The sequence below is a fragment of the Gorillibacterium sp. sgz306347 genome, from assembly GCF_059735245.1.
This window is the reverse complement of record NZ_JCAPET010000065.1, coordinates 1-21583: the sequence shown is the minus strand read 5'-3', so window position 1 is coordinate 21583 and position 21583 is coordinate 1. Positions and strand designations below refer to the sequence as shown.

The 21583-nt window shown below is 58.7% G+C and carries 21 protein-coding genes; 20 read left to right on the top strand and 1 reads right to left on the bottom strand.

The features are described 5' to 3' along the window. The first annotated feature begins 171 nt into the window (after window positions 1–171). The 6 genes from AC6I6H_RS21130 (at window position 172) to AC6I6H_RS21105 (ending at window position 5554) form a co-directional block, all read left to right on the top strand. Complete coding sequence (locus AC6I6H_RS21130; protein WP_497956399.1) at window positions 172–723, top strand: hypothetical protein; 552 nt, start codon at window positions 172–174, stop codon at window positions 721–723. After that, on the top strand, window positions 716–2074 hold the full coding sequence (locus AC6I6H_RS21125; protein ID WP_497956396.1) for an anti-sigma factor domain-containing protein: 1359 nt from the start codon (window positions 716–718) through the stop codon (window positions 2072–2074). Before AC6I6H_RS21130 ends, AC6I6H_RS21125 begins: the two co-directional genes overlap by 8 nt. Before the next feature lie 172 nt (window positions 2075–2246). Then, a complete protein-coding gene (gene gluQRS / locus AC6I6H_RS21120; protein ID WP_497956395.1) occupies window positions 2247–3290 on the top strand; it encodes a tRNA glutamyl-Q(34) synthetase GluQRS in 1044 nt (347 codons plus the stop codon). Further along, window positions 3287–4219 carry a Gfo/Idh/MocA family protein gene (locus tag AC6I6H_RS21115; protein ID WP_497956393.1) on the top strand — a complete coding sequence of 311 codons (933 nt, stop codon included), beginning with the start codon at window positions 3287–3289 and terminating at the stop codon, window positions 4217–4219. Before gluQRS ends, AC6I6H_RS21115 begins: the two co-directional genes overlap by 4 nt. A 58-nt stretch (window positions 4220–4277) precedes the next feature. Further along, on the top strand, window positions 4278–5072 hold the full coding sequence (locus AC6I6H_RS21110; RefSeq protein ID WP_497956391.1) for a thymidylate synthase: 795 nt from the start codon (window positions 4278–4280) through the stop codon (window positions 5070–5072). Continuing rightward, window positions 5069–5554: a dihydrofolate reductase gene (locus AC6I6H_RS21105; RefSeq protein WP_497956390.1), complete on the top strand. Its 486-nt coding sequence runs from the start codon at window positions 5069–5071 to the stop codon at window positions 5552–5554. Before AC6I6H_RS21110 ends, AC6I6H_RS21105 begins: the two co-directional genes overlap by 4 nt. A gap of 145 nt (window positions 5555–5699) precedes the next feature. Here AC6I6H_RS21105 and AC6I6H_RS21100 read toward each other — a convergent pair whose 3' ends face one another. After that, a complete protein-coding gene (locus AC6I6H_RS21100) occupies window positions 5700–6278 on the bottom strand; it encodes a Gmad2 immunoglobulin-like domain-containing protein (RefSeq protein WP_497956388.1) in 579 nt (192 codons plus the stop codon). A 173-nt stretch (window positions 6279–6451) separates the two neighbouring features. Here AC6I6H_RS21100 and AC6I6H_RS21095 point away from each other — a divergent pair, with 173 nt between their 5' ends. The 14 genes from AC6I6H_RS21095 to AC6I6H_RS21030 all read left to right on the top strand — a co-directional run bounded on the left by AC6I6H_RS21095 (window position 6452) and on the right by AC6I6H_RS21030 (window position 21320). Next, the gene (locus tag AC6I6H_RS21095) at window positions 6452–7429 is read left to right on the top strand and encodes an aldo/keto reductase (protein ID WP_497956401.1); all 978 of its coding nucleotides are present in this window, start codon (window positions 6452–6454) and stop codon (window positions 7427–7429) included. A 615-nt stretch (window positions 7430–8044) separates the two neighbouring features. After that, the gene (locus AC6I6H_RS21090; RefSeq protein ID WP_497956387.1) at window positions 8045–8329 is read left to right on the top strand and encodes a CD3324 family protein; all 285 of its coding nucleotides are present in this window, start codon (window positions 8045–8047) and stop codon (window positions 8327–8329) included. 887 nt (window positions 8330–9216) lie between these two features. Further along, window positions 9217–10278: a sulfate ABC transporter substrate-binding protein gene (locus tag AC6I6H_RS21085; protein WP_497956386.1), complete on the top strand. Its 1062-nt coding sequence runs from the start codon at window positions 9217–9219 to the stop codon at window positions 10276–10278. A gap of 33 nt (window positions 10279–10311) precedes the next feature. Beyond that, complete coding sequence (gene cysT / locus AC6I6H_RS21080) at window positions 10312–11148, top strand: sulfate ABC transporter permease subunit CysT (protein ID WP_497956384.1); 837 nt, start codon at window positions 10312–10314, stop codon at window positions 11146–11148. Window positions 11149–11175: 27 nt separating this feature from the next. Then, on the top strand, window positions 11176–12051 hold the full coding sequence (gene cysW, locus AC6I6H_RS21075) for a sulfate ABC transporter permease subunit CysW (protein ID WP_497956383.1): 876 nt from the start codon (window positions 11176–11178) through the stop codon (window positions 12049–12051). 16 nt (window positions 12052–12067) lie between these two features. Beyond that, window positions 12068–13123 (top strand): sulfate/molybdate ABC transporter ATP-binding protein, encoded by a 1056-nt coding sequence (locus AC6I6H_RS21070; protein WP_497956381.1) that lies wholly within the window; start codon window positions 12068–12070, stop codon window positions 13121–13123. Window positions 13124–13368: 245 nt separating this feature from the next. Beyond that, window positions 13369–13656 carry an Asp-tRNA(Asn)/Glu-tRNA(Gln) amidotransferase subunit GatC gene (gene gatC / locus AC6I6H_RS21065; protein ID WP_497956379.1) on the top strand — a complete coding sequence of 96 codons (288 nt, stop codon included), beginning with the start codon at window positions 13369–13371 and terminating at the stop codon, window positions 13654–13656. A gap of 15 nt (window positions 13657–13671) precedes the next feature. Then, the gene (gene gatA, locus AC6I6H_RS21060; RefSeq protein ID WP_497956378.1) at window positions 13672–15129 is read left to right on the top strand and encodes an Asp-tRNA(Asn)/Glu-tRNA(Gln) amidotransferase subunit GatA; all 1458 of its coding nucleotides are present in this window, start codon (window positions 13672–13674) and stop codon (window positions 15127–15129) included. A gap of 14 nt (window positions 15130–15143) precedes the next feature. After that, window positions 15144–16589: an Asp-tRNA(Asn)/Glu-tRNA(Gln) amidotransferase subunit GatB gene (gene gatB, locus AC6I6H_RS21055; protein ID WP_497956377.1), complete on the top strand. Its 1446-nt coding sequence runs from the start codon at window positions 15144–15146 to the stop codon at window positions 16587–16589. A 7-nt stretch (window positions 16590–16596) separates the two neighbouring features. Continuing rightward, window positions 16597–17067, top strand: coding sequence for a GNAT family N-acetyltransferase (locus tag AC6I6H_RS21050; protein WP_497956375.1), 471 nt, complete (start codon window positions 16597–16599; stop codon window positions 17065–17067). Between the two features lie 21 nt (window positions 17068–17088). Then, window positions 17089–17781, top strand: coding sequence for an MgtC/SapB family protein (locus AC6I6H_RS21045; RefSeq protein ID WP_497956374.1), 693 nt, complete (start codon window positions 17089–17091; stop codon window positions 17779–17781). A 190-nt stretch (window positions 17782–17971) separates the two neighbouring features. Then, window positions 17972–18409: a peroxide-responsive transcriptional repressor PerR gene (gene perR / locus AC6I6H_RS21040; protein ID WP_497956373.1), complete on the top strand. Its 438-nt coding sequence runs from the start codon at window positions 17972–17974 to the stop codon at window positions 18407–18409. A 134-nt stretch (window positions 18410–18543) separates the two neighbouring features. After that, entirely contained in the window at window positions 18544–20280 is a 1737-nt protein-coding gene (locus tag AC6I6H_RS21035; protein WP_497956371.1) for a glycosyl hydrolase family 18 protein, read from the top strand. A gap of 167 nt (window positions 20281–20447) precedes the next feature. Continuing rightward, window positions 20448–21320 carry a nucleotidyltransferase-like protein gene (locus tag AC6I6H_RS21030; RefSeq protein WP_497956369.1) on the top strand — a complete coding sequence of 291 codons (873 nt, stop codon included), beginning with the start codon at window positions 20448–20450 and terminating at the stop codon, window positions 21318–21320. Window positions 21321–21583: the final 263 nt, after the last annotated feature.

Below are 21583 nucleotides of genomic sequence, written 5' to 3'. Positions count from 1 at the left end.
GGTCGCCCCTCCGTCATCTATGATGACTTTTGGGACACCCTCTTTCTGTTTCGTCTAGTTAGGAAGGAGGTCAAAATTGCGATAAGGCGCAAGGAACTTGTGGTATAATGTCGAAAGAGTTTGACGCGGGCCGGATGGCCGGCTTGATTTTTATTTTGCGAGGTGACTGGGTTGAATTTTGCCCTTTATAACAGCAATTCAGACAAACCGGCGAACGGAGCGGGCGACGGAACGTATGAACGGCTCCCGGCCCGAACGAACCGGACGGAGCCTAAACCGGACTCCGTTTCCGCCAGCCGGCAAGGGGAAACCCCGCGCGGCGGCGCGCCGCGCGAGCCGCAGCAGGACCCGGCGGCAGCCAAAGCGGAGGAGGCGCGGCGTGGCGAGCTGGGCGAGCTGGAGCGCGTGCTCCGCGAGTTCGGCATCCGCTACCGTGATCTGGTGCACGCCTACCCCAAGAAGGAGGAGGCCCGGCGGGCAATGCTGGCCGCAAGCCGCAAGCTGGCCCAGGAGCCGGAGCTGATGCGGACCCTGCTGACCAAGAAAACCTTGCCGGCAGCGGAGCTGGCGGCCAAAACCGGACTCGCCGAAAAAGCGCTGGACCGCGCCAAATCGTATGTCATCGCGATGGCGCTGCTTCACAACGGGCCGTACAACGCCCTGCGCGGTTATCTGCAGCCCGCCCCGGCCGCGAACGCAGAAACGAGAGGAAGCCATGGATAACAAAGGCATTGTAATGGAAAACGGCAAAAAGTCGCTGATTGTTCTGACACCGGAAGGGGAGGTGCGCGAAATTTCCAGGAAGAAGCAGGCGGCGGTCAAGGTGGGCAAAGAGATCGCCTTCAAGCGCTCCCAGGCCCGCGACCGGGACCGGCTGACGCCGCTGTCGATTATCTCGTCGCTTGTGGTCGCCGTTTTGGCTTGCGTGTTTATCTTCGGCGGCTTTAGCGGAATCGGAGGCTGGTTCGCCGGCAAAAAAGCGGCCGCTTATATTACGCTGGACATCAACCCCAGCGTGGAGATCGGGATCGACCGGCTGGAGAAGGTCGTCAAGCTGGAAGGCTTGAACGAGGACGGCAAGACGCTTGTATCAGGCGTCGAGTTCGAAGCGAAAACCTTGTACGAGATTGTGGAGGAGCTGCTGGCGAAAGCGGATGCTTCCTATCTGGCCGAAGGCCAGGCGGACGTGTTCCTGACCGCCGCGACGGTGGAGGACAGCCGGCTGGTCGATACCCAGCTTGCCGCCCAATTGCAGCAAACGGTCAACGAGTACATTACCGGCAAATATCCGAACGACAAGGACCGCTTTGTGGTGGCGGCCTGGGCCGTATCGGAGGAGCTGCGCGACGCGGCCAAGGACCAGAAAATATCCGCCGGCTTATACGCGCTTTACCTGTCCGCCAAGAGCAACGGGTATGACGTGAAGCTGGCGGACTTCCAGAACGGCACGATCAAGTCGCAGGCCGAGCTGATCGGCGGCATGGCCGGACTGGTCAACCCGGACGTCCTCAACCGGGACAGCCTGGACGGACTGCTGGCCAAAGAGAAAAGCGGCGAGCTGAACAGCGGCCTTGCCGCTCCGTCGCAGTCGCCGGACGGCGAGGAAGCGACCGGCTCCGGCGAGCTCGTGACGCCGGTCCCGGGCACCGGGATCGGGGCGAACGGGCGCGGGGAGTCGGACACGGGGGGCGGCAACGGCTCCCAGAACGACCAGCCGGCGGTCAAACCGACCGCCGACCCGACAGAAGCGCCCGACCCGACGCCGACCGCGACGCCGGAGAGCTCCCCTGCGCCGTCGGCGAGCGCGGAGCCGAGCGTGTCGCCGACGACGGCCGATAGCGGCCAGGGCGGCGGAACGGCTCCCGGCCAAGGCGGCGAATCGCCCGGAGACACGGGCGAAAGTCCGGCGGCCGGCGGGGAAACCGGCGGCGGCAGCCCGGCGCACACGCCGACGCCGGGTACGCCCGCCGGCGGAGGCGAAGCCTCGCCGCCGCCGGAAGGCGGAAACGCCGGCGGCGGACAGTCCGGCGCTCCGGACAGCGGCGGAGAAGACGGCGGCTGGCTGGGCCAGTAAAAACGCACCGGCTCCATCCGCCTTTCAAGGCGGCTTAGCCCGCAAAAACGAAAGTGCCTTATGAGACGGGCGGTCCCGAAAGGGGCCGCCTTTTCTGCGTTCCGGGTCCGGTTGTCGCGGGGCCTTCTTCTGTAGTATCGTAAAGGAAACCAATCGGGAAGCGTGACGGAAGATGAACGATTTGCTGCAGCCGCCGGAAAAGGGCCGGTCCTGCACCGGAAAAGCCCCGCGCGGCCGGTTTGCCCCGACGCCGTCGGGCAGCCTGCATGTGGGCAACGCCCGCACCGCCTTGATCGCCTGGCTGCAAATGCGTCGGATGGGCGGCGCTTTTGTTCTGCGCATGGAGGACATCGACAAGCCCCGCTCCAGGCCGGAGCGGGCGGAGGAAATCATCGCCGATCTGGCCTGGCTCGGCATCGACTTTGACGAAGGCCCCATGGAAGGCGGGCCTTGCGGGCCGTACGTGCAGAGCGAGCGGCTGGCTCTGTACGAAGCGGCGCTCGGCCGTCTGGAGCGGGACGGCAGGCTGTATCCGTGCTTCTGCAGCCGGGCCGAGCTGCTGGCGGTGGCGAGCGCCCCGCACGGCCTTGGCTCGGAAGGGCCGGCCTACGCCGGAACCTGCCGCTCCTTGACAGCGGAGGAGCGGCAGGCCAGGGCGAAGGTCAAGCCCCCTTCGCTGCGCTTCGCCATGCCGGACCGGGCGTTCGGGTTCGAGGACCTGGCCGCCGGGCCGCAAGCCTTTGCGCCGCCCGCCGGAGGGGACTTTGTCGTGCGCCGGGCGGACGGCATTTATGCTTACCAGCTGGCGGTTGTTGCCGATGACGCGGCGATGGGCATCACCCACGTGCTGCGCGGCGCCGACCTGCTCGATTCCACTCCCCGCCAGCTCGCCTTGTACGAAGCGCTCGGCTGGGAGCCGCCTTGCTTCGCGCACGTTCCGCTCCTGTACGGGCCGGACGGCACGCGGCTGTCCAAACGGCACGGGGCTGTCGGCGTGGCGGCGATGCGGCAGGCCGGCACGAAGCCGGAGCAGGTCGTCGGCTGCCTCGCCTTTTGGAGCGGCCTGACCGACCGGCCGGAGCCTGTGCCGGCGCGCGAGCTGATCGCCGGATTTGATCTTGCCAAGGTTCCCCCGGGGCCGGTGCTGGCGGATGCCGGGCTGCTCGGGGCGCTGGCGGAAGGCGGCCCCGTTCCGCAAACCAGGAGGAAAGGATGAGCGCGTTGACCAAACGGCGCATCGCCGTGATCGGCCTCGGCGACATTGCACAAAAGGCCTATTTGCCGGTTTATTCCCGGCTGGAAAGCATAGAAACGGTCTGCGTCATGAGCAGACGGGAGGAAACGGTGGAGCGCATCCGCCGGCAGTACCGGTTTCCCGCTGGCTGCACGGAGCTCGAGGCGTTATTTCGCACCGAGCCGGAAGCGGTATTCGTGCACACCCCGACCGAAACCCACGCTGAGACGGTCCTCGCCTGCCTGAAGCAGGGCATCCACGTCTATGTGGACAAGCCGCTGTCCTACGACATCCGGGAATCCGAGGCGATGGCGGAAGCGGCGGCTGCAAGCGGCAAGCTGCTGGCGGTCGGTTTTAACCGGCGGTTTGCGCCTTTGTATGTGCAGGCCAAGGAGTGGCTTGCAGCCGGGGGCGGCTGGGAATACGCCGCTGCCGAAAAGCACCGCATCCGCCTGCAAAAACACGACGCCAAGCGGACGCTTTACGACGACATGATCCATATGCTCGATTTGGTCCTTTGGCTCGGCGCCTCCGAAGCGGAGGTAAACGGCTGGAGCATCCGCACGGACGGGGAGGGGCGGCTTCTGCATGCTTCGGGCGGACTGGAATTTGCCGGCGCATCCGCGCATGTTGCCATGAACCGGGCGGCGGGCGCGGATCTGGAGAAGCTGGCGCTCCACGGCTCCGGCCGTTCGGCGGAGGTGCTGAACCTGGAAGCGGGCCTGCTCTCGTCGCGCGCGGAAGGACAGCGCCCGCTCGGCTTTTCGAGCTGGGACACCCTGCTCCACCGGCGTGGCTTTGAAGGGGCGGTCGGCCATTTTCTGGACACCCTGGACCGCCCGGAAACCTGCTCCATTCGGGCCGATCGGGTCATGGCGACCCACCGGCTGGTGGAGCGGCTGCGGTTCTAAAGGAAGCGCCGTCTTCGGGCTTTTGCTATAATGAGAGAAAATCGACCGGGAGGCTGTTATGCAACAATACCTTGACTTGTGCAGGCACATCTTGACGAACGGAACCCGCAAGGAAGACCGCACCGGCACGGGAACGATCAGCGTGTTCGGCTATCAGATGCGGTTTAACCTGGAGGAGGGCTTTCCGCTGCTCACCACCAAAAAGATGAGCCGGAAGTCGATCATATACGAGCTGCTCTGGTTTTTGCGGGGCGATACCAATATCCGCTTTCTGAAAGAAAACAGCGTGACCATCTGGGACGAGTGGGCGGATGAAAACGGAGACCTCGGTCCCGTCTACGGCAAGCAATGGCGCTCCTGGGGAACAAAGGACGGGCGGACCATCGATCAAATCGCGAATGTAATTGAGGAAATCCGCCGCAACCCCAATTCCCGCCGCCTCTTGGTGAGCGCCTGGAACGTAGGCGAGCTGGAGCAAATGGCGCTTGCGCCCTGCCATCTGCTGTTCCAGTTTTATGTCGCGGACGGCAAGCTGTCCTGCCAGCTGTACCAGCGAAGCGCCGACACCTTCCTGGGCGTGCCGTTCAATATCGCCTCTTATGCGCTTTTGACCCTGATGATTGCGCAGGTTTGCGGGCTGAAGCCGGGCGAATTCATTCACACGCTCGGTGATGCGCATCTTTACCTGAACCATCTGGAGCAGGTGGAGCTGCAGCTGACCCGCGAGCCCCGCCCGCTTCCCAAGATGACGCTGAATCCGGAGGTCAAATCCATCTTTGACTTCACGTACGAGGATTTCACCCTGACGGGCTACGATCCGCATCCGAAAATCAAAGGGGAGGTATCCGTTTGATTTCTCTCATCCTGGCGATGGGCAGGGACCGTTCGATCGGCTACGAGGGCGGTCTGCCCTGGCGGCTTCCCGCCGACCTCGCTTACTTTAAGGCGACGACGCTCGGCCATCCGGTGCTGATGGGGCGCAAAACGTTTGAATCAATCGGCAAGCCGTTGCCGGGCCGGCGGAATCTGGTCGCAACCCGCGACCCGGAGTTTCGCGCGGAAGGCGTGGAGATCGTGCGTTCCCCGCAGGAAGCGGCGGACCGGTTCGGGGAAGAGGAGCTTTTTGTGATCGGGGGAGCGGACATTTTCCGGCTTTTCCTGCCGCTGGCCGACCGCATTTACCTCACCTGGATCGACGCCGAATTCAAGGCCGACACCTTCTTCCCCGAGTACCCGGAAGACGAATGGAGGCTGGTCCGCTCGGAAAAGGGCGTCCGTGACGCCAAAAACGACTACGACTACGAATTCCGTCTTTACGAGCGCATCCGCCGCTGACCCGCCGGCCGCGCGGAAGCATGCCAAAAAAGACTGCCGAAGCATCCGTACGTCCGTCTCCCGGCACAGGCTTTGCTTGCCTGAATCCGGGAGCGCGCGTTGCGTAGCCGGGCAGTCTTTTTCGATCAGCGGAACGGGATCGGGCTCAGGGAAAGCTCTCGAGCAGCACCGGCAGCAGCGCGGCGGGCTTGCCGTCCTTAAAGCTGTCGAAGTACAGTTCTACCTTGAGCTCCCCGTCCGCGGGCAGGTCCTTTTGCGGAATGTCGATCATCAGCTCGAATTTGCCCCAATTGGGAGCGCCGTCGGGAAGCTGGACATGTTCGGTCTTCAAAATGCGGGTGCCGTCGGTAACGCGGTACGCCATCACGGCCTCGAACACCTGGCCTTCTCCGGTTACTTTGTAGCGTCCGTTTTCCCCTTCCACACCATAAACGCGGAACGTGGGGTTGGAATACAGCGGTACGGCGGAACGAATTTCCACCTGCCGCTTGACGTCGTTCCAGGCCACATTCGTTCCCAGCAAATCGCCGGCGCGTTTCAGCGGCACGTAAGTGTTCCCGTTGTAATTGAGCACGGGCAAATCGTCCGCGGCGTATTCCATCCCGTTAATGAGCAGCGGATAAACGGCTTTCTGCAAAACAAACTGCTTGACGGGCTCCGCCGAGGCCGACAGGCCAAGCGTAAGGGCGCTTCCGATCAGCAGACCGGCAGCCAGCTTTTTCATGTTCCTTCCCCCTTGTCCGGATGATGTTCCTTTGGAATGTAAACAGCTCTCGTACTTCAGACGGAAAGAACCGGCTCCAGGTTGCAGGCGCGGGCCTGTTTTGTAATCAATCGCGTAAAGGCTTACAATGTTGCTGTACCCATCTTTTCATCCAGCCAAAGGAGGAAATGAAATTGGAATACACGCAGCTTGGACGCACGGGACTCAAAGTCAGCCGGTTGTGCCTCGGTACCATGAACTTCGGGGTGGATACGGAGGAAAAGGAAGCCTTCCGGATCATGGATGCGGCGCTGGACGCGGGCATCCAATTTTTCGATACGGCCAATGTATACGGCGGCAAAGAGCATAGAGGGCGGACGGAGGAAATCATTGGCCGCTGGTTTGCGCAAGGGGGCGGACGCCGGGAAAAAACGGTGCTGGCCACCAAGGTGTACGGAGAGATGCCCGGCCTGGACGGTCCAAACGGGAGCAGCGGCTTGTCCGCGTATAAAATCCGCCGCCATCTGGAGGCTTCGCTGAAACGGCTGCAAACCGATCACATTGAGCTGTACCAGATGCACCATGTGGATCTGAATGTGACGTGGGACGAGCTGTGGGAAGCGTTCGAGGTGCAGGTCCACGCGGGCAAAATTGGCTATGTCGGGTCCAGCAATTTTGCCGCCTGGCATCTGGTCAAAGCTCAGGAAGCGGCCAAGGCGCGCCATTTCCTCGGCCTAGTCTCCGAGCAGCACAAGTTCAACCTTCTCGACCGGCTGCCCGAGCTTGAGGTTTTGCCGGCTGCGGAAGCGTACGGCATCGGCGTGATCGCCTGGAGTCCGCTCTGCGGCGGATTGCTTGGCAGCGCCCTCAACCCGCAGGCGGGCTCGCGGCGGACGGCGAATATGAAAGAGGCGGTCGAGAAACACCGGCCGCAGCTGGAAGCTTACTCAAAGCTGTGCAAAGAGCTGGGGGAAACGGAGGCCAATGTGGCGCTGGCCTGGACGCTGACGCATCCGGCGATGACCGCACCGATCATCGGCCCGCGGACGATGGAGCAGTTCCAGGAGTCGCTCCGGGTTGTGGACATCAAGCTGGACGAAGCCGTGCTCAAAAGGCTGGACGAAATCTTCCCGGGCCCCGGCGGCCCCGCTCCGCAAGCGTACGCCTGGTAAGCAGGAGGAATATTTGGAACAAACATTTCCTAACGATTCTTTCCCTTGCGTCCTTGCAGCGCTCTATGAGTTAATAGAAGTGCGCCAAGCGCAAATCTTTGCGGAAAGGAGCGTGAACAGGTTGGTAAATGCATATGAGGTGGTTTCCGCCTAGTGCGGAAACCCGCGGTTTTACGGACGAAGGGCCGTGCGCCCTTCGTCTCCTTAACCGGCTGTGGAATGGAAAATGGAAAAAAATGATTCGGGTGGTTGCCAGCGGCGGCGGAGTCCGTTATACTGGTGAAAGATTGGCAATACATAATGTGAGGAAGGGGTGTGTGACGATGGAATTCGTTAACGGAGCGTTTGAGGTGCTTGACAACTAAAAAGCGGCAGGCAGTATCCGTCTCTTGTCCCTCACAATTTTTATCTTTTTCGGGCAAGCACGATACGGGTATCGTGTTTTTTTTGTCTTCAAAAACGGGCATACGCCTACAAAATCCACGAAAGGAGCTGTCAATACAATGCAAAACAACAAAGTAATGCTGACAACGGTATTTGCGTCCGGCGGAAGAGCTGCGGTCGTCATGGAAATCGGAGTAAACGGAACGAACCAACCCAAGGAGGTACTCGGTGATGAGTTACAAAAATGGAAGGGACATTCTTCCCCCTAGCCTGCTGAAAGAGCTGCAGGACTACATTCAGGGAGAAATTATTTATATCCCCAAGAAGGAACAGAAACGGGCCGGATGGGGCGAAAACAACGGAACGCGCCAGCTCATGGAGAAGCGCAACCGGGAAATTTACAACCTGTACAGCACAGGCTGGAGCATGAAAGAATTGATTATGAAATACCATCTTTCGGAGGACAGCATCCGCAAGATTATCGTCAAGACCCGCTGCGCGCTGTCCGTGACCTAGAGACCCGCCCTGCGGGTCTTTTTTTATGCGCGGAAACATCAAATAGCCCTCGCTCCGTGAGCGAAGGCTATTTGATTAAGCGGTGCTTATTCACTTTTACTTCCTTTGCCTCCTGACGGTTTACATGCGCTGCATGTGGTCCGTTTTCAGATTGTTGGAATTACGATGAATTCCGTTTCATGCGTGGCATGTACCGCGCGCCTTCCGCCGAACTTCCGGTTTTTCCTTGGCGTCAGGCTTTAAACCATGGATGCTGCTTGAACCGATCCCGCATGTCCGCATTCCGCAGGAAATGCTGTCACTTCATTTCCCTTTTTCGCAAAATGCTTCCGACATGCTCGCCTCACACTGTTCCATTGGTCTATCCCCTTCCGTTTTCCTCATCGACTGTCCCATTCGCTTCGAACTGATTTCCCGGTGGCGGGTCTGGTGCGCTTCTTCCGTTTGGCCGGATTAAGAAGACGTTTAACACCCGAATCATCCGGAGCGTGGCAACCGACTCGGTATATCGTTTGGAGAACCGGAAAGCGTTTGATGCTGCTTGATCTGCTTTCCTTGACTACATCTTACCCCGGATCTGAAATAATGTAAATATTCTAAAAATTCAAAATAGGGCGAATATGACCGGTTAACCGGAAAAAATCTCCGTTTTGTTAGCGTTTTCTTACTTTTTCTTCACGATTTCTTCAAATTTGCTTTGTACTTATTCGCACAAACAGTAAAAAGAATGATTGACGAACAGATATTACCATTGTATGATGGGCGAAAGAATGAATCCTGATTAAATGCATCGGATTAATAATTAATCCGCGGCATGCTGGCGGGAGCCCATTTGGGGTCCTGCTGCATATGGTAAAGAGATGAAAAACGACAGGGGAGTGACGAGAATGAACATCGGTTTTGGCGGCAGGTCTGGCGGCTGGATTCGCAAAGGAGCGGCGCTGGCGGCTTTCTGCCTGCTGGCCGCCAGCCTGGCCGGATGCGGTGGCGGAGACGGCGGCGCAGAAGAAGGAAAAGGCAGTGTCGAGCTGCTGAACGTCTCCTACGATCCGACGCGGGAGCTTTATGATCAGTACAATAAAGCGTTCGCCGAGCATTGGAAAAAGGAAACCGGGCAGACGGTCACCATTCAGCAGTCGCATGGCGGTTCGGGCAAGCAGGCCCGGTCGGTCATCGACGGCCTCGAAGCCGATGTGGTCACGCTCGCGCTTGCCTATGACATCGATTCCATTGCGGACAGCGGCCTTCTCTCCGCGGACTGGCAAAGCAAGCTGGAAGACAACAGCTCTCCTTATACCTCAACGATCGTCTTTTTGGTCCGCAAAGGGAATCCGAAGGGAATCAAGGACTGGAACGATCTGATCAAGCCGGGCATCGAGGTGATCACGCCCAACCCGCTTTCCTCGGGCGGAGCGCGCTGGAATCACCTGGCCGCCTGGGGCTATGCTCTGCGCCATAACAATAACGACGAAGAGAAAGCCAAGGAATTTTTGGCGGCGCTGTACAAAAACGTTCCGGTGCTCGATTCCGGCGCGCGCGGCTCGACGACGACCTTTGTGGAACGGGGCATCGGGGATGTGCTGATCGCCTGGGAGAATGAAGCTTACCTGTCGGTCAACGAGCTTGGCCCCGACAAGTTCGATATCGTTACGCCTTCCATCAGCATTTTGGCGGAGCCTCCGGTGGCGGTTGTTGACAAAGTCGCCGACAGCCGCGGCACCCGGGAGGTCGCGCAGGCCTATCTGGAATACCTGTACAGCGAGGAAGGCCAGACGCTCGCGGCCGAGAATTATTACCGGCCCCGGCTGAAATCGGTCGCGGACCGCTTTCAGGACAAATTTGCGGATGTGGAAATGTTCGACATCAGCGAATTCGGAGGCTGGAAGGAAGCGCAGCAGAAGCATTTCAGCGACAACGGCATTTTCAATCAGATCTATCAGCCCAAGTAACGGGCGAGTACTTGAAACGCGGAGGAATCGGTTATGACTCGTGTCCGGAAAACGAAAAGCGTTCTTCCCGGCTTCGGCCTGTCGATGGGCTTTACCGTCTTTTACCTCAGCCTGATTGTGCTGATCCCGCTCGCGGCCCTTTTCCTGAAGGCCTCCACGCTGTCGTGGGACCAGTTTTGGCAGACGGTAAGCAACGAGAGGGTGGTGGCTTCATACCGGATCACGTTTTTCACCAGTTTTATGGCGGCGGCGGTCAATCTGGTATTCGGCTTCATCATTGCCTGGGTGCTGGTCCGCTACCGGTTTCCGGGCCGCCGGTTTCTTGACGGCATTATCGACATTCCGTTTGCTTTGCCGACCGCCGTGGCGGGGATCGCGCTGACCACGATTTATTCGCAGAACGGCTGGATCGGCAGCCTGCTGGATAAGGTGGGGATCAAAGCGGCGTATACCCCGCTCGGCATCATTATTGCGCTTACGTTTATCGGTTTGCCTTTCGTTGTCCGCACGCTGCAGCCCGTTATGGAAGAACTCGACAAGGACTGGGAGGAAGCCGCGGCAAGCCTTGGCGCTTACCGGTGGCGGACCTTTCGCCGGATCATTTTCCCGGAGCTGCTGCCTCCGCTCCTGACGGGATTCGCCCTGGCTTTTGCCCGCTCGCTCGGGGAATACGGCTCGGTCGTTTTTATCTCCGGCAACATGCCGCAGAAAACCGAGATTGCGCCGCTTCTCATCATGACCAAACTGGAGCAGTTCGATTATGCGGGCGCCACCGCGATTGCCGCCGTTCTTCTGATTCTTTCGTTCGTGCTCCTGCTCGCCATTAACCTGGTGCAGTGGAGGACGACCCGGAAGATGCTGCCCAGATAACGGTTTGACCGAGAGAGGAGTTTTTTCATGTCCGTTGTAACGCCCGACGCCCCTACGCGCCAACAAGCCGTTCTGGCAAGGCCGCGCCATCTGAATGAGCCCCGCTGGGTCCGTGCCGTGCTGATCGGCGTCACGCTGCTGTTTTTGTTCGTCATTCTGATTCTGCCTCTGGTGTCGGTATTTGCCGAAGCGTTCAAGAAAGGGGCGGAGCTTTACTTCGCCTCCTTGCGGGAGGAAAACGCGCTGTCCGCGATCCGCCTGACGCTTCTCGTCGCCGCGATCGCCGTTCCGCTCAATACGCTCTTCGGGGTGGCGGCCGCCTGGGCGATCGCCAAGTTCAGGTTCCGCGGCAAAAACGTGCTGCTCACCCTGATTGACCTTCCGTTTTCGGTTTCACCCGTCATCGCGGGGCTTGTGTTTGTGCTTCTGTTCGGCGCGCGCGGCTGGTTCGGGCCATTCCTCGCCGAGCACGACATGAAAATTATTTTTGCGGTGCCGGGGATTGTGCTGACGACGGTTTTTGTCACGTTTTCTTTTGTAGCGCGGGAATTGATCCCGCTTATGCAAGCGCAGGGGACGGCCGAGGAGGAGGCGGCGGCCAGTCTGGGGGCAAACGGCTGGCAAATCTTCCGCAAGGTAACGCTCCCGAACATCAAATGGGGGCTTTTGTACGGGGTTATTTTGTGCAACGCCCGGGCCATGGGCGAATTCGGGGCCGTGTCCGTCGTGTCGGGGCACATCCGCGGCAAAACGAACACTCTTCCGCTGCACGTGGAGATTTTGTATAACGAATACAACTTTTCCGCCGCGTTTGCCTGCGCGTCGCTGCTTGTCCTGCTAGCGCTTGTAACGCTGGGCGTAAAAACACTCGTGGAATGGAAGCATGCCAAACATCACCGTTAACCGGGAGGGGAAAACCATGCACATCAGCGTAAAAAACCTGAGCAAGCAGTTCGGCAAGGATTATGCCGTACGGGACGTCAGCTTCGAGATCGAAGGCGGCAGGCTGATCGGTCTTCTGGGCCCGAGCGGCGGTGGAAAAACGACGATTTTGCGCATGCTGGCCGGTCTGGAGCAGCCCGATTCGGGCGAAATTTATTTCCACGGCGAGCGGGTCGAGGGGCTGCCTCCGCAAAAGCGCGGCATCGGCTTCGTGTTCCAGAACTACGCGCTGTTCAAGCACATGACGGTTGCGGACAATATTGCTTTCGGGCTGGCGATCAAGAAAAAGCCGAAGGCGGACATCCGCAGGCGGGTCGAAGAGCTGCTGGAGCTGACGGGCCTCTCGGGGCTCGGCGGCCGCTATCCGCACCAGCTGTCGGGCGGCCAGCGGCAGCGTGTCGCCTTTGCCCGGGCCATCGCGCCGGAGCCGCAGCTTCTGCTGCTGGACGAACCGTTCGCCGCGATCGACGCCAAGGTGCGCAAGGAGCTGCGCACCTGGCTGAAGGATATGATCGCCCGGCTGCGGCTGACCAGCATTTTCGTGACGCACGACCAGGAGGAAGCGGTCGAGGTGGCGGATGAAATCATGGTCATCAACAAAGGCAACCTGGAGCAGAAGGGAACCCCCTGGGACATCTACAAGCAGCCGGAAACGCCGTTTGTGGCGGCGTTTATCGGCGAGTCCAACCTGGTGGAGGACTGCTCGAAGCTGCGCGGCTTTGAGCAGGAAAAGCCGGCAAAGGCGATGATCCGGCCCGAGTTTATCGAAATCGCCCGGGAAGGCGAAATGACACTCTCCTCGGCAGCCGAAAAGGGGATTGTCCGCAACCTTTACTTCCGCGGCACGACCTGGGAGGTCGAAGTGGAAACCGGACCGCACCGGGTGCTGGCTTACCGTTCGCTGGAGAAAGAAACGCTGCATCCGGGGGAAACGGTGTCCGTGCTGATTCACCGGCTGTACCGTTTTGACGGTCATTCCGGCGGCATGGTGGAGAACGCCGGGAAGACGGACCCGATGCCGGTTTACATTTAAGGTTGAACGAGCGGAGCCTAAAACGATCCCGGTGTCGAAGCTCCACTTAATCAAATAAAGCAGGGAGCCGGCCGCCGGCTCCTTTTTGTTTGGCAGACGCGGAAGCCGGACCGCCGGTCCAGTGCGGGATTTTGCCGCTTTCCCGCGATTGAGGAAATAAGGGGACTAGGCTATAATGAAACAATGATTCCGAGCCTTTTCCGCGCGCAAGCGCGGGAAGGACTCGCCGGAAAGAGGTGCGGTTGATGAGCATATCCGTAACGCAGGTTGAACACGTGGCCAATTTGGCCCGGCTGGAGCTCAGCCAGGAAGAAAAAGAGCTTTTTACCGAGCAATTGAACGCCATTCTCAAGTATGCGGAGAAGCTGAACGAGCTGGACACGGACGGCGTCGAGCCGACCAGTCACGCCATTCCGCTGGCGAATGTGCTGCGCGAGGACGAAACCGCGCCGTCGCTTCCCATTGAGAAAGTGCTGTTGAACGCACCGGATGAAGAGGACGGCCAGATCAAAGTGCCGGCCGTATTGGAATAGAAGGGGGTCACCACGTTGGGTTTACTGGAACGGTCGCTTCATGAGGTACATACCGGTCTGCGCGGCCGCGAATTTTCGGTGGAAGAGCTGGCCGGCGAGTCGCTGCGCCGCATTGAGGAAGTGGACGGGCGCATCCGGGCGTTTCTCGGCGTTTACGCGGAGCAAGCCCGCGAGACGGCGCGCGCTCTCGACGCCAAGCTGGCGGGCGGGCAGGCGCCCGGCCTGCTGTTCGGCCTGCCGGCCGGGGTGAAGGACAACCTGAATACGGAGGGCAAGCTGACGACCTGCGCCAGCCAGTTTCTGGCCAACCACAAGTCAATTTACGACGCCACGGCCGTCCGCAAGCTTCAGGAAGCCGATTACGTGCTGATCGGCAAAACCAATATGGACGAGTTTGCGATGGGCGGCTCGAACGAGAACTCCGGCTTCCATCCGGTGCACAACCCGTGGAATCTGGAGTACGTCCCCGGCGGCTCCAGCGGCGGCTCCGCCGCGGCGGTGGCTGCCGGCGAAGTTTACTTTGCGCTCGGCTCGGACACCGGCGGCTCGATCCGCCAGCCGGCGTCCTACTGCGGCGTCGTGGGCCTGAAGCCCACCTACGGCCGCGTCTCGCGCTACGGCCTGGTTGCGTTCGCGTCTTCGCTCGACCAGATCGGCCCGCTGACCAAAAACGTCGAGGACAGCGCCTATGTCCTCCAGGCGATTGCGGGCCATGACAAGCGCGACTCGACGTCTCTGCCGGCGGAGGTGCCGGATTACCGGGCGGCGCTCACCGGCGACATCCGGGGGCTGCGCATCGCCGTGCCCAAGGAATACCTGGGCGAAGGCATTGCGCCCGCCGTGCGCGACGCCGTATTGAACGCGCTGAAGACATTCGAGAGCTTGGGCGCGGTTTGGGAAGAGGTTTCACTTCCGCACTCCGAATACGCTGTAGCTACCTATTATCTTCTCGCCTCTTCGGAAGCTTCGTCCAACCTGTCCCGCTTTGACGGCGTCCGCTACGGCGAGCGCACCGGCAATGCGGACAGCCTGATCGAGCTGTACCGCAAATCGCGCAGCGAGGGCTTCGGCCCCGAGGTCAAGCGCCGCATCATGCTGGGCACCTACGCGCTCAGCTCCGGCTACTACGACGCCTTTTATTTGAAGGCGCAGAAGGTACGGACGCTGATCCGAAGGGATTTCGATAACGTGTTCCAAAATTACGATATCATCGTCGGGCCGACTGCGCCGACGCCGGCTTTCCGGCTCGGCGCCCAGGTTGACGATCCGCTGCAAATGTACCTGAACGACATTTTGACCATCCCCGTCAACCTGGCCGGAATTCCGGCGATCAGCATTCCTTGCGGTCAGGCGGACGGCCTGCCGGTCGGGCTGCAAATCATCGGCAAGGCGCTGGACGAGTCTACCGTGCTTCGGGCGGCGCACGCCTTCGAGCAGAATACCGATCACCATAAGGCCCGGCCGCGGCTGTAAGGAGGAAGACGAACGTGACGAATGAAACCAAACGATACGAAACGGTCATCGGGCTGGAAGTACACGTCGAGCTGCACACCAATTCCAAAGTGTTTTGCGGCTGCTCCACGTCGTTCGGGGCTCCGCCGAACACGCATACCTGCCCGGTTTGCCTGGGCTACCCCGGCGTACTGCCCGTTCTGAACAAGCGGGCGGTGGAATACGCCGTCAAGGCGGCGCTCGCCCTACACTGCGACATCGCCCCGGTCACCTCGTTTGACCGGAAAAACTACTTCTATCCCGATTCGCCCAAGGCATATCAAATTTCGCAGCTCTACCGCCCGATCGGCCAAAACGGCTGGATCGAGATCGAGGTTGACGGCAAACCGAAGCGCATCGGCATCAAGCAGCTTCATCTGGAGGAGGACGCCGGCAAGCTTTCCCACGCGGAAGGCGGATTTGCTTCGCTGGTCGATTTCAACCGCGTCGGCACGCCGCTCATCGAGATCGTCTCCGAGCCCGACCTCCGATCCCCGGAGGAAACGCTGCTGTACCTGGAAAAGCTGCGGGCGATCATGCAATACTGCGACGTATCCGACGTGAAGATGGAGGAAGGCTCGCTGCGCTGGGACGCGAACATCAGCATTCGTCCTTTCGGCCAGGAGGAGTATGGCATCCGCGCGGAGCTCAAAAACATGAACTCGTTCCGCGCCGTTCAGCGCGCGCTGGATTATGAAGAATACCGCCAGGCAGAGGTGCTGGACCGCGGCGAGCAGGTGGTGCAGGAAACCCGCCGCTGGGACGAGAACACGGGACGGACGCTGTCGATGCGGACCAAGGAAGAAGCGCACGATTACCGGTATTTTCCCGACCCGGACCTGGTGACGCTGGAGATTGACGAAGCCTGGAAGGAAGCCATCCGGGCTACCATTCCCGAGCTTCCGGACGCGCGCAAGGTCCGCTACTCCGAGGAATACGGATTGTCGGCCTACGACGCGGGAGTAATCACTTCCTCCAAGAAAATGGCGGACTTCTTTGAAGAAAGCCTCTCCTATACGAAAGACGCCAAAGCGGTGGCCAACTGGATCATGGGCGACCTGCTCGGCTACCTGAACGCCAACAACCTTGAATTCGGCAGTCTGAAAGTAACGGGGCAGGGACTTGGCGAAATGATCGGCCTGATCGAGAAGGGCACCATCAGCAGCAAAATCGCCAAGACCGTCTTCAAATCCATGCTGGAAAACGGCAAACGTCCGCAGGAAATCGTGGAGGAGCAGGGCCTTGTGCAGATCAGCGACGAGGGCGCGATCCGCGAGATCGTAAACCGGATCGTTGAAGCGAACCCCGCTTCGGTTGCCGACTACAAGGCCGGCAAAGAAAAGGCGGTCGGGTTCCTGGTTGGCCAGACCATGAAAGAAACCAAAGGAAAAGCCAATCCGGGGCTGGTCAACCAGCTGATTCTTGAGCGGCTGAACGGGTAAAATGGATATGATCCGGGAAGTCGACGTGGAACAAAACGAAGAAGCGTTGCAGGTGCTCTCCCTGCAGCTTGCTTCTTACCAAAAAGAAGCCGACGTAATCGGCTTTCGCGATATCCCGCCGCTGAGGGATTCGTTCGACACTCTCCGGGAGTCGGGCGAAACCTTTTGCGGCTATTTCAGCGGACTGGAGCTCGCCGGCTGCATCGCGTACCGCAGGGAGGGCGACGGTGTGACCATCTGCCGGATGATGGTCCACCCGGACCATTTCCGCCGGGGCATTGCGGGAAAGCTGCTTCGTTCCGTCGAAGAGCGGGAGCCCGGAACGGCTTATTTGACGGTTACGGCCGTCACCACGAACCTGCCGGCGGTCCGCTTGTATGAAAAGCACGGCTTTAGCCAGAAAGGGACCACGTGGGAAATCGCGCCCGGTATCCTGATGGCTACCTACAAGAAGTCCCGGCAAGCAATGACCACCTGACGAAGAGGAGGGACGGCGGGTTTGAATCCTTTTTACATCGAGCCGGCGGATCTGACCATCCGTCTGCTGCTATCGCTTCTGCTGGGCGGACTTATCGGCTATGAGCGGGAACGCAAGGACCGCCCCGCGGGGTTCCGTACGCATATTCTCGTTTGTGTCGGCTCCACACTGCTTATGCTCATTTCCGCCTATGCGTTCGGGGATTTCTCCGATCAGCCGAACGTCCGGCTCGATCCGACGCGGCTTGCCGCGCAGGTCATCCCGAGCATCGGGTTTCTCGGGGCAGGCACCATTTTGCGCAACAATTTTTCAGTGACGGGTCTGACGACGGCCGCTTCCCTGTGGGTCGCCTCCGCCATCGGTCTGGCGGTCGGGGCGGGGTTTTATTACGGCGCGCTGCTGACTACGCTGCTGGTGCTGGCCAGCCTGTACGTGCTGAACAAAGTGGAAAAGAAATATTTTCTTGTCAAGAAGCAATATGAGCTTGTCGTGAAAGCCTCCGACCGGCCGGGAGTGATCTCGGCGGTTTCTCACCTGCTGTCCGAAAAAAACGTAGCGGTGAACCGCTTGACGGTGGAAGAAGAAAACAGCGAAGTGCGCAAGCTTACGATGTCTTTTTCAGTCAAGCTGCTCAAAAAGGAAACGATGCCGGAAGTGCTGGAAGCGTTGAAAACCATCGACGGCGTCTCCGGCGTCAGCATGGAGCCCGCCTGAAACGGCGGGATTTTTGCTTTTTTGGGGATTTCTCCGGGTCGGAGCCGGCGCCCTTTACAAAAGCACGTCATAAAAAGTATACTTTTTCTTAAAATATATACATTCTTATAACCGATATCATTGACAAGTCAAAGCACGTCTCTTTACAATTGATTACAACGGTGCAAGATACTATATGGCGGTGAGAAAAATGAGTATTTCCGAACCACGTTTTGAGCAAGCCTTGGACAAACTGAAAATGACTGGCGTACGCATGACCCCGCAACGGCACGCGATTCTTTCGTTTTTGCTGGCTTCGGAGGCGCATCCTTCGGCGGATGAGATTTACAAAGCGCTTGTTCCGCGGTTTCCGAGCATGAGCGTTGCCACGGTTTACAACAACCTGCGCGTGTTTATCGAATCCGGACTGGTGCGCGAGCTGACGTACGGAGACGCCTCCAGCCGTTTTGACGCAAACCTGAGCAATCACTACCATGCGTCCTGCCGCAAGTGCGGCAAGATCGTCGATTTCGACTACCCGGTTCTGCATCAGGTAGAAGATGCGGCGACGGCGCAAACCGGCTTTCAGGTCGAAGGCCTGCGGCTGGAAGTAATCGGACTTTGTCCGGATTGCAGAACGAAACATTGAATACGGAATTACGGGAAGGCTGTCTCAGCTTCCGGCACTCAAGAGGTGCAGCCGCAAAGCGTTCTTGAAAGCGGCTGTGCCTTTTTGTGAATAAAAGAACTTATTTGTTCGATTCGACAGAGGAGCCATTTTACATGTCATTGGAACCAAAACGCAGAAAACGGCGCCGCTTCCTGCCGCGCTTTTTGCTAACTGTTTTCCTTTTGTCCGCCGTCGGCGGAGGGGTGTACCACTGGTGGACGAATTGGCCGAACGGAGAACACGAGCAGCCGGATTTCGGCGGCGTCAAGCAGCCGATCTTTTATAAAGGGGCTTTCATCGGGGCCGGAGCGGAGGGGCGGGGCGAGGAGCTTATGCTGCCGCTCGAGGTCTACCGGAAATGGATCGACCCCGCCATCCGTTACGAAGAGGACAGCGGCTCCGTGATTATCACGACGGAGGACCGTGTGCTACAATTGAAAACAAGCGAGCTGACCGCTTACGTCAACGACAAGCCGTTTGAACTCCGCATCCCGGCGCAAAAAACGGGGGATGCCGTCTATTTGCCCGTCAGCCCGCTTCGGGAGTATTATCCGGTACAGATTCTTCAATCCGAGGCTTCCGGCGCGGTGATCCTGCGGAAGGAAGGCGACGCGCTCCAATGGGCTTCCGTTCCCGAGAACCGCAAGCACCCGGACAGGACGGCGGCCTTGCGCGCGGAACCGTCCATCAAAGCTCCGATTCATGCCGACGTCGCCCAACGGGAAGAGGTTACGGTATGGGGAGAGGAGAGCGGATGGTATAAGGTTCTGACGGAGTCGGGCGTCCCCGGATATATGAAGAAGGGCGATGTTGTTCTCGACCGGACCGAAACCGTCCCTCTTACTCCCAAGAAAGAGCCGTTCGTTGCCTGGGATACGCTGGGGCAAAAAATCAACCTGACCTGGCAGCAGGTTTGGGGCAGCAATAGGCCCGATCCCTCTGATTTCGGCGAGATGCCCGGCCTGAATGTCATCAGCCCGCAGTGGCTGCATCTGGAGGATGGCGCCGGGACCGTGATCAATAAATCGGACCCTTCCTTTGTGTCCTGGGCGCACCGGAACGATATAGAGGTTTGGCCTTTGTTCAACAACGGCTTTGACCCCGACCGGACCACGGAGGCGCTGGCTTCTTATGAAACCCGCATGAAGGTGATCAAACAACTCGTTTCGTACGCCAAAATGTACGATTTTCAGGGAGTCAACGTCGACTTCGAAAACGTTTATTTGGAGGATAAAGAAAACTTCGTTCAATTTATCCGCGAAATGACGCCGCTCCTGCATGAGCAGGGAGTTTCCGTTTCGGTCGATATCACCGTGAAGGCGGGCTCCGACACGTATTCCCGCTTCCTTGACCGCGAAGCGCTGGCCAAATCCGCCGATTATCTGGTTTTAATGGGCTACGACGAGCATTGGGCGACCAGTCCGGTTGCCGGATCGGTTTCTTCCCTGCCGTGGGTGGAGCAAGGCATCTCCAGAATTCTGGAGGAGGACCATGTACCGCCCTCCAAGCTTATTCTTGGCGTGCCTTATTATACCCGGGTCTGGACGGAAGAAGTCAAAGGCGGCGAGACGGATGTCTCTTCCAAAGCTTATTCCATGAGGTATATCCAGGAGCTGATCGCCGAAAAAGGGCTGAAGCCCGTCGCGGACGCCGTCACCGGCCAGCATTATGTGGAGTATAAAGAAGACGGCAAAACCATGAAGATCTGGATCGAAGACGAGTTCTCCATGAGCAAAAGGCTGGATTTGATCCGGAAATACGATCTGGCCGGGATCGCGTCCTGGAGCCGGGGCATGGAACTGCCCTCCATTTGGCCTTTAATTCAGGACAAGCTGCAAACCATTCCTTAATCGACGCCTTGCTCCGTTTTCCAACGGAGCGAGGTTTTTTATATAGGAAGAAACGTGAACGTTTTGTTAACTTTCCCTTTGCAGGTTCCCGTTTCTTGCAGGAAACCGGAGGATGCATGTAGAAAGTAAGTCGTAGAAAAAACCTCCACTTTGCAAAGGGTGATAGAATGGAAACCCTGAACCGGAAGGCGGCCGAACGTCTGGCTGCTTCCATTGCCGCCGACGAACGAATGGACGGGGCGGTCCTGTTTTGCGAAAACGAAAAAGAAACTCCGGTATGCGTGCTTCTCACGGTAGCCTGCGATTCCCGTCAAACACTGGAACTGTTTCATTATAAAAATGACGATCTCCGCATTCAGGAATACCGGCTTGGCTTTGCCATGCTGGAGCAATGGGCCATTTACGATGGAGACCGCGATTTTATCCGCTGGATGGCGAACGGCGAAATCATCGGCGACCGGAACGGCAACCTCGGGCGGTTTCGCGAGAAGCTGCTGGGTTTTCCGGACGAATGGAAGGAGAAAAAACGGCTGATTGAATTTTCTCGCTTTTACCGGGACTATTTGCGAAGCCGGAACGATCTTCAGGAGAAGCGTCTGCTGGATGCGTACGAAAGTGTGTTAAAAGGGCTGCACCATTGGGCCAAACTGGCTGTTATCGAGCAGGGGAAATACCCGGAGGCTAATCTTTGGGAGCAGGTCCGTTCGGTTAATCTGGGGGTCTATAAGCTGTATGAAGAGCTGACTACGAGCCACGAATCGCTGCTGCAGCGGATTCAGCTTATTCTTCTCGCCTGCGAATTTTCCGTTGTGTCCAAGATGGAGGAAAGCTGCGGGGTGGTTTTGCGCCTTCTGGAAAAAGGCGATGTGTGGGAGCCGTTGGAGATTGAACGTCATCTCGGGCTGGAAGGCCTGCCGGTGAATCTGTCGCTGCTTTTGAGCCAGCTGGTCAAAAAGTCGCTTATCCGCGAGGTTATTGTGCCCGGGGATGAAGCTTTGTCCGTAATGAAGCTGAAATATGCCAGAATAAACGGGCTGTAGGAGCCAGGCTCGCCGGAAAAAGGTTTTTTGAAACAAGCCTTGACTTGGCGAAGCGATCTGTGTTAAATTAGTTTTCGCCGCTCCGAAAGCCCCTGATTCATAAGGGCATCGGAAGCCAGGGCAGCAGGGATGAAAAAAATAACTGTTGCAAGTGGCGAGGCGATGTGATAAGATATTAGAGTCGCTGTTTTGAGAAACGAAACGCTTACAAACGGCGGCCAACATGGTCCTTTGAAAACTGAACAACGAGTGAACAAGCAACA

What these genes read in the sequence shown, in the direction of transcription:
- AC6I6H_RS21090 (WP_497956387.1), top strand. Translation starts at nt 8,045, where the DNA reads ATGAGTTACAAAAATGGAAGGGACATTCTTCCCCCTAGCCTGCTGAAA.
- cysW (WP_497956383.1), top strand. Translation starts at nt 11,176, where the DNA reads ATGTCCGTTGTAACGCCCGACGCCCCTACGCGCCAACAAGCCGTTCTG.
- AC6I6H_RS21035 (WP_497956371.1), top strand. Translation starts at nt 18,544, where the DNA reads ATGTCATTGGAACCAAAACGCAGAAAACGGCGCCGCTTCCTGCCGCGC.
- AC6I6H_RS21100 (WP_497956388.1), bottom strand. Translation starts at nt 6,278, where the DNA reads ATGAAAAAGCTGGCTGCCGGTCTGCTGATCGGAAGCGCCCTTACGCTT.
- cysT (WP_497956384.1), top strand. Translation starts at nt 10,312, where the DNA reads ATGACTCGTGTCCGGAAAACGAAAAGCGTTCTTCCCGGCTTCGGCCTG.
- gatC (WP_497956379.1), top strand. Translation starts at nt 13,369, where the DNA reads ATGAGCATATCCGTAACGCAGGTTGAACACGTGGCCAATTTGGCCCGG.
- AC6I6H_RS21125 (WP_497956396.1), top strand. Translation starts at nt 716, where the DNA reads ATGGATAACAAAGGCATTGTAATGGAAAACGGCAAAAAGTCGCTGATT.
- AC6I6H_RS21110 (WP_497956391.1), top strand. Translation starts at nt 4,278, where the DNA reads ATGCAACAATACCTTGACTTGTGCAGGCACATCTTGACGAACGGAACC.
- AC6I6H_RS21115 (WP_497956393.1), top strand. Translation starts at nt 3,287, where the DNA reads ATGAGCGCGTTGACCAAACGGCGCATCGCCGTGATCGGCCTCGGCGAC.
- perR (WP_497956373.1), top strand. Translation starts at nt 17,972, where the DNA reads ATGAGTATTTCCGAACCACGTTTTGAGCAAGCCTTGGACAAACTGAAA.
- AC6I6H_RS21050 (WP_497956375.1), top strand. Translation starts at nt 16,597, where the DNA reads ATGATCCGGGAAGTCGACGTGGAACAAAACGAAGAAGCGTTGCAGGTG.
- AC6I6H_RS21085 (WP_497956386.1), top strand. Translation starts at nt 9,217, where the DNA reads ATGAACATCGGTTTTGGCGGCAGGTCTGGCGGCTGGATTCGCAAAGGA.
- gluQRS (WP_497956395.1), top strand. Translation starts at nt 2,247, where the DNA reads ATGAACGATTTGCTGCAGCCGCCGGAAAAGGGCCGGTCCTGCACCGGA.
- AC6I6H_RS21030 (WP_497956369.1), top strand. Translation starts at nt 20,448, where the DNA reads ATGGAAACCCTGAACCGGAAGGCGGCCGAACGTCTGGCTGCTTCCATT.
- AC6I6H_RS21070 (WP_497956381.1), top strand. Translation starts at nt 12,068, where the DNA reads ATGCACATCAGCGTAAAAAACCTGAGCAAGCAGTTCGGCAAGGATTAT.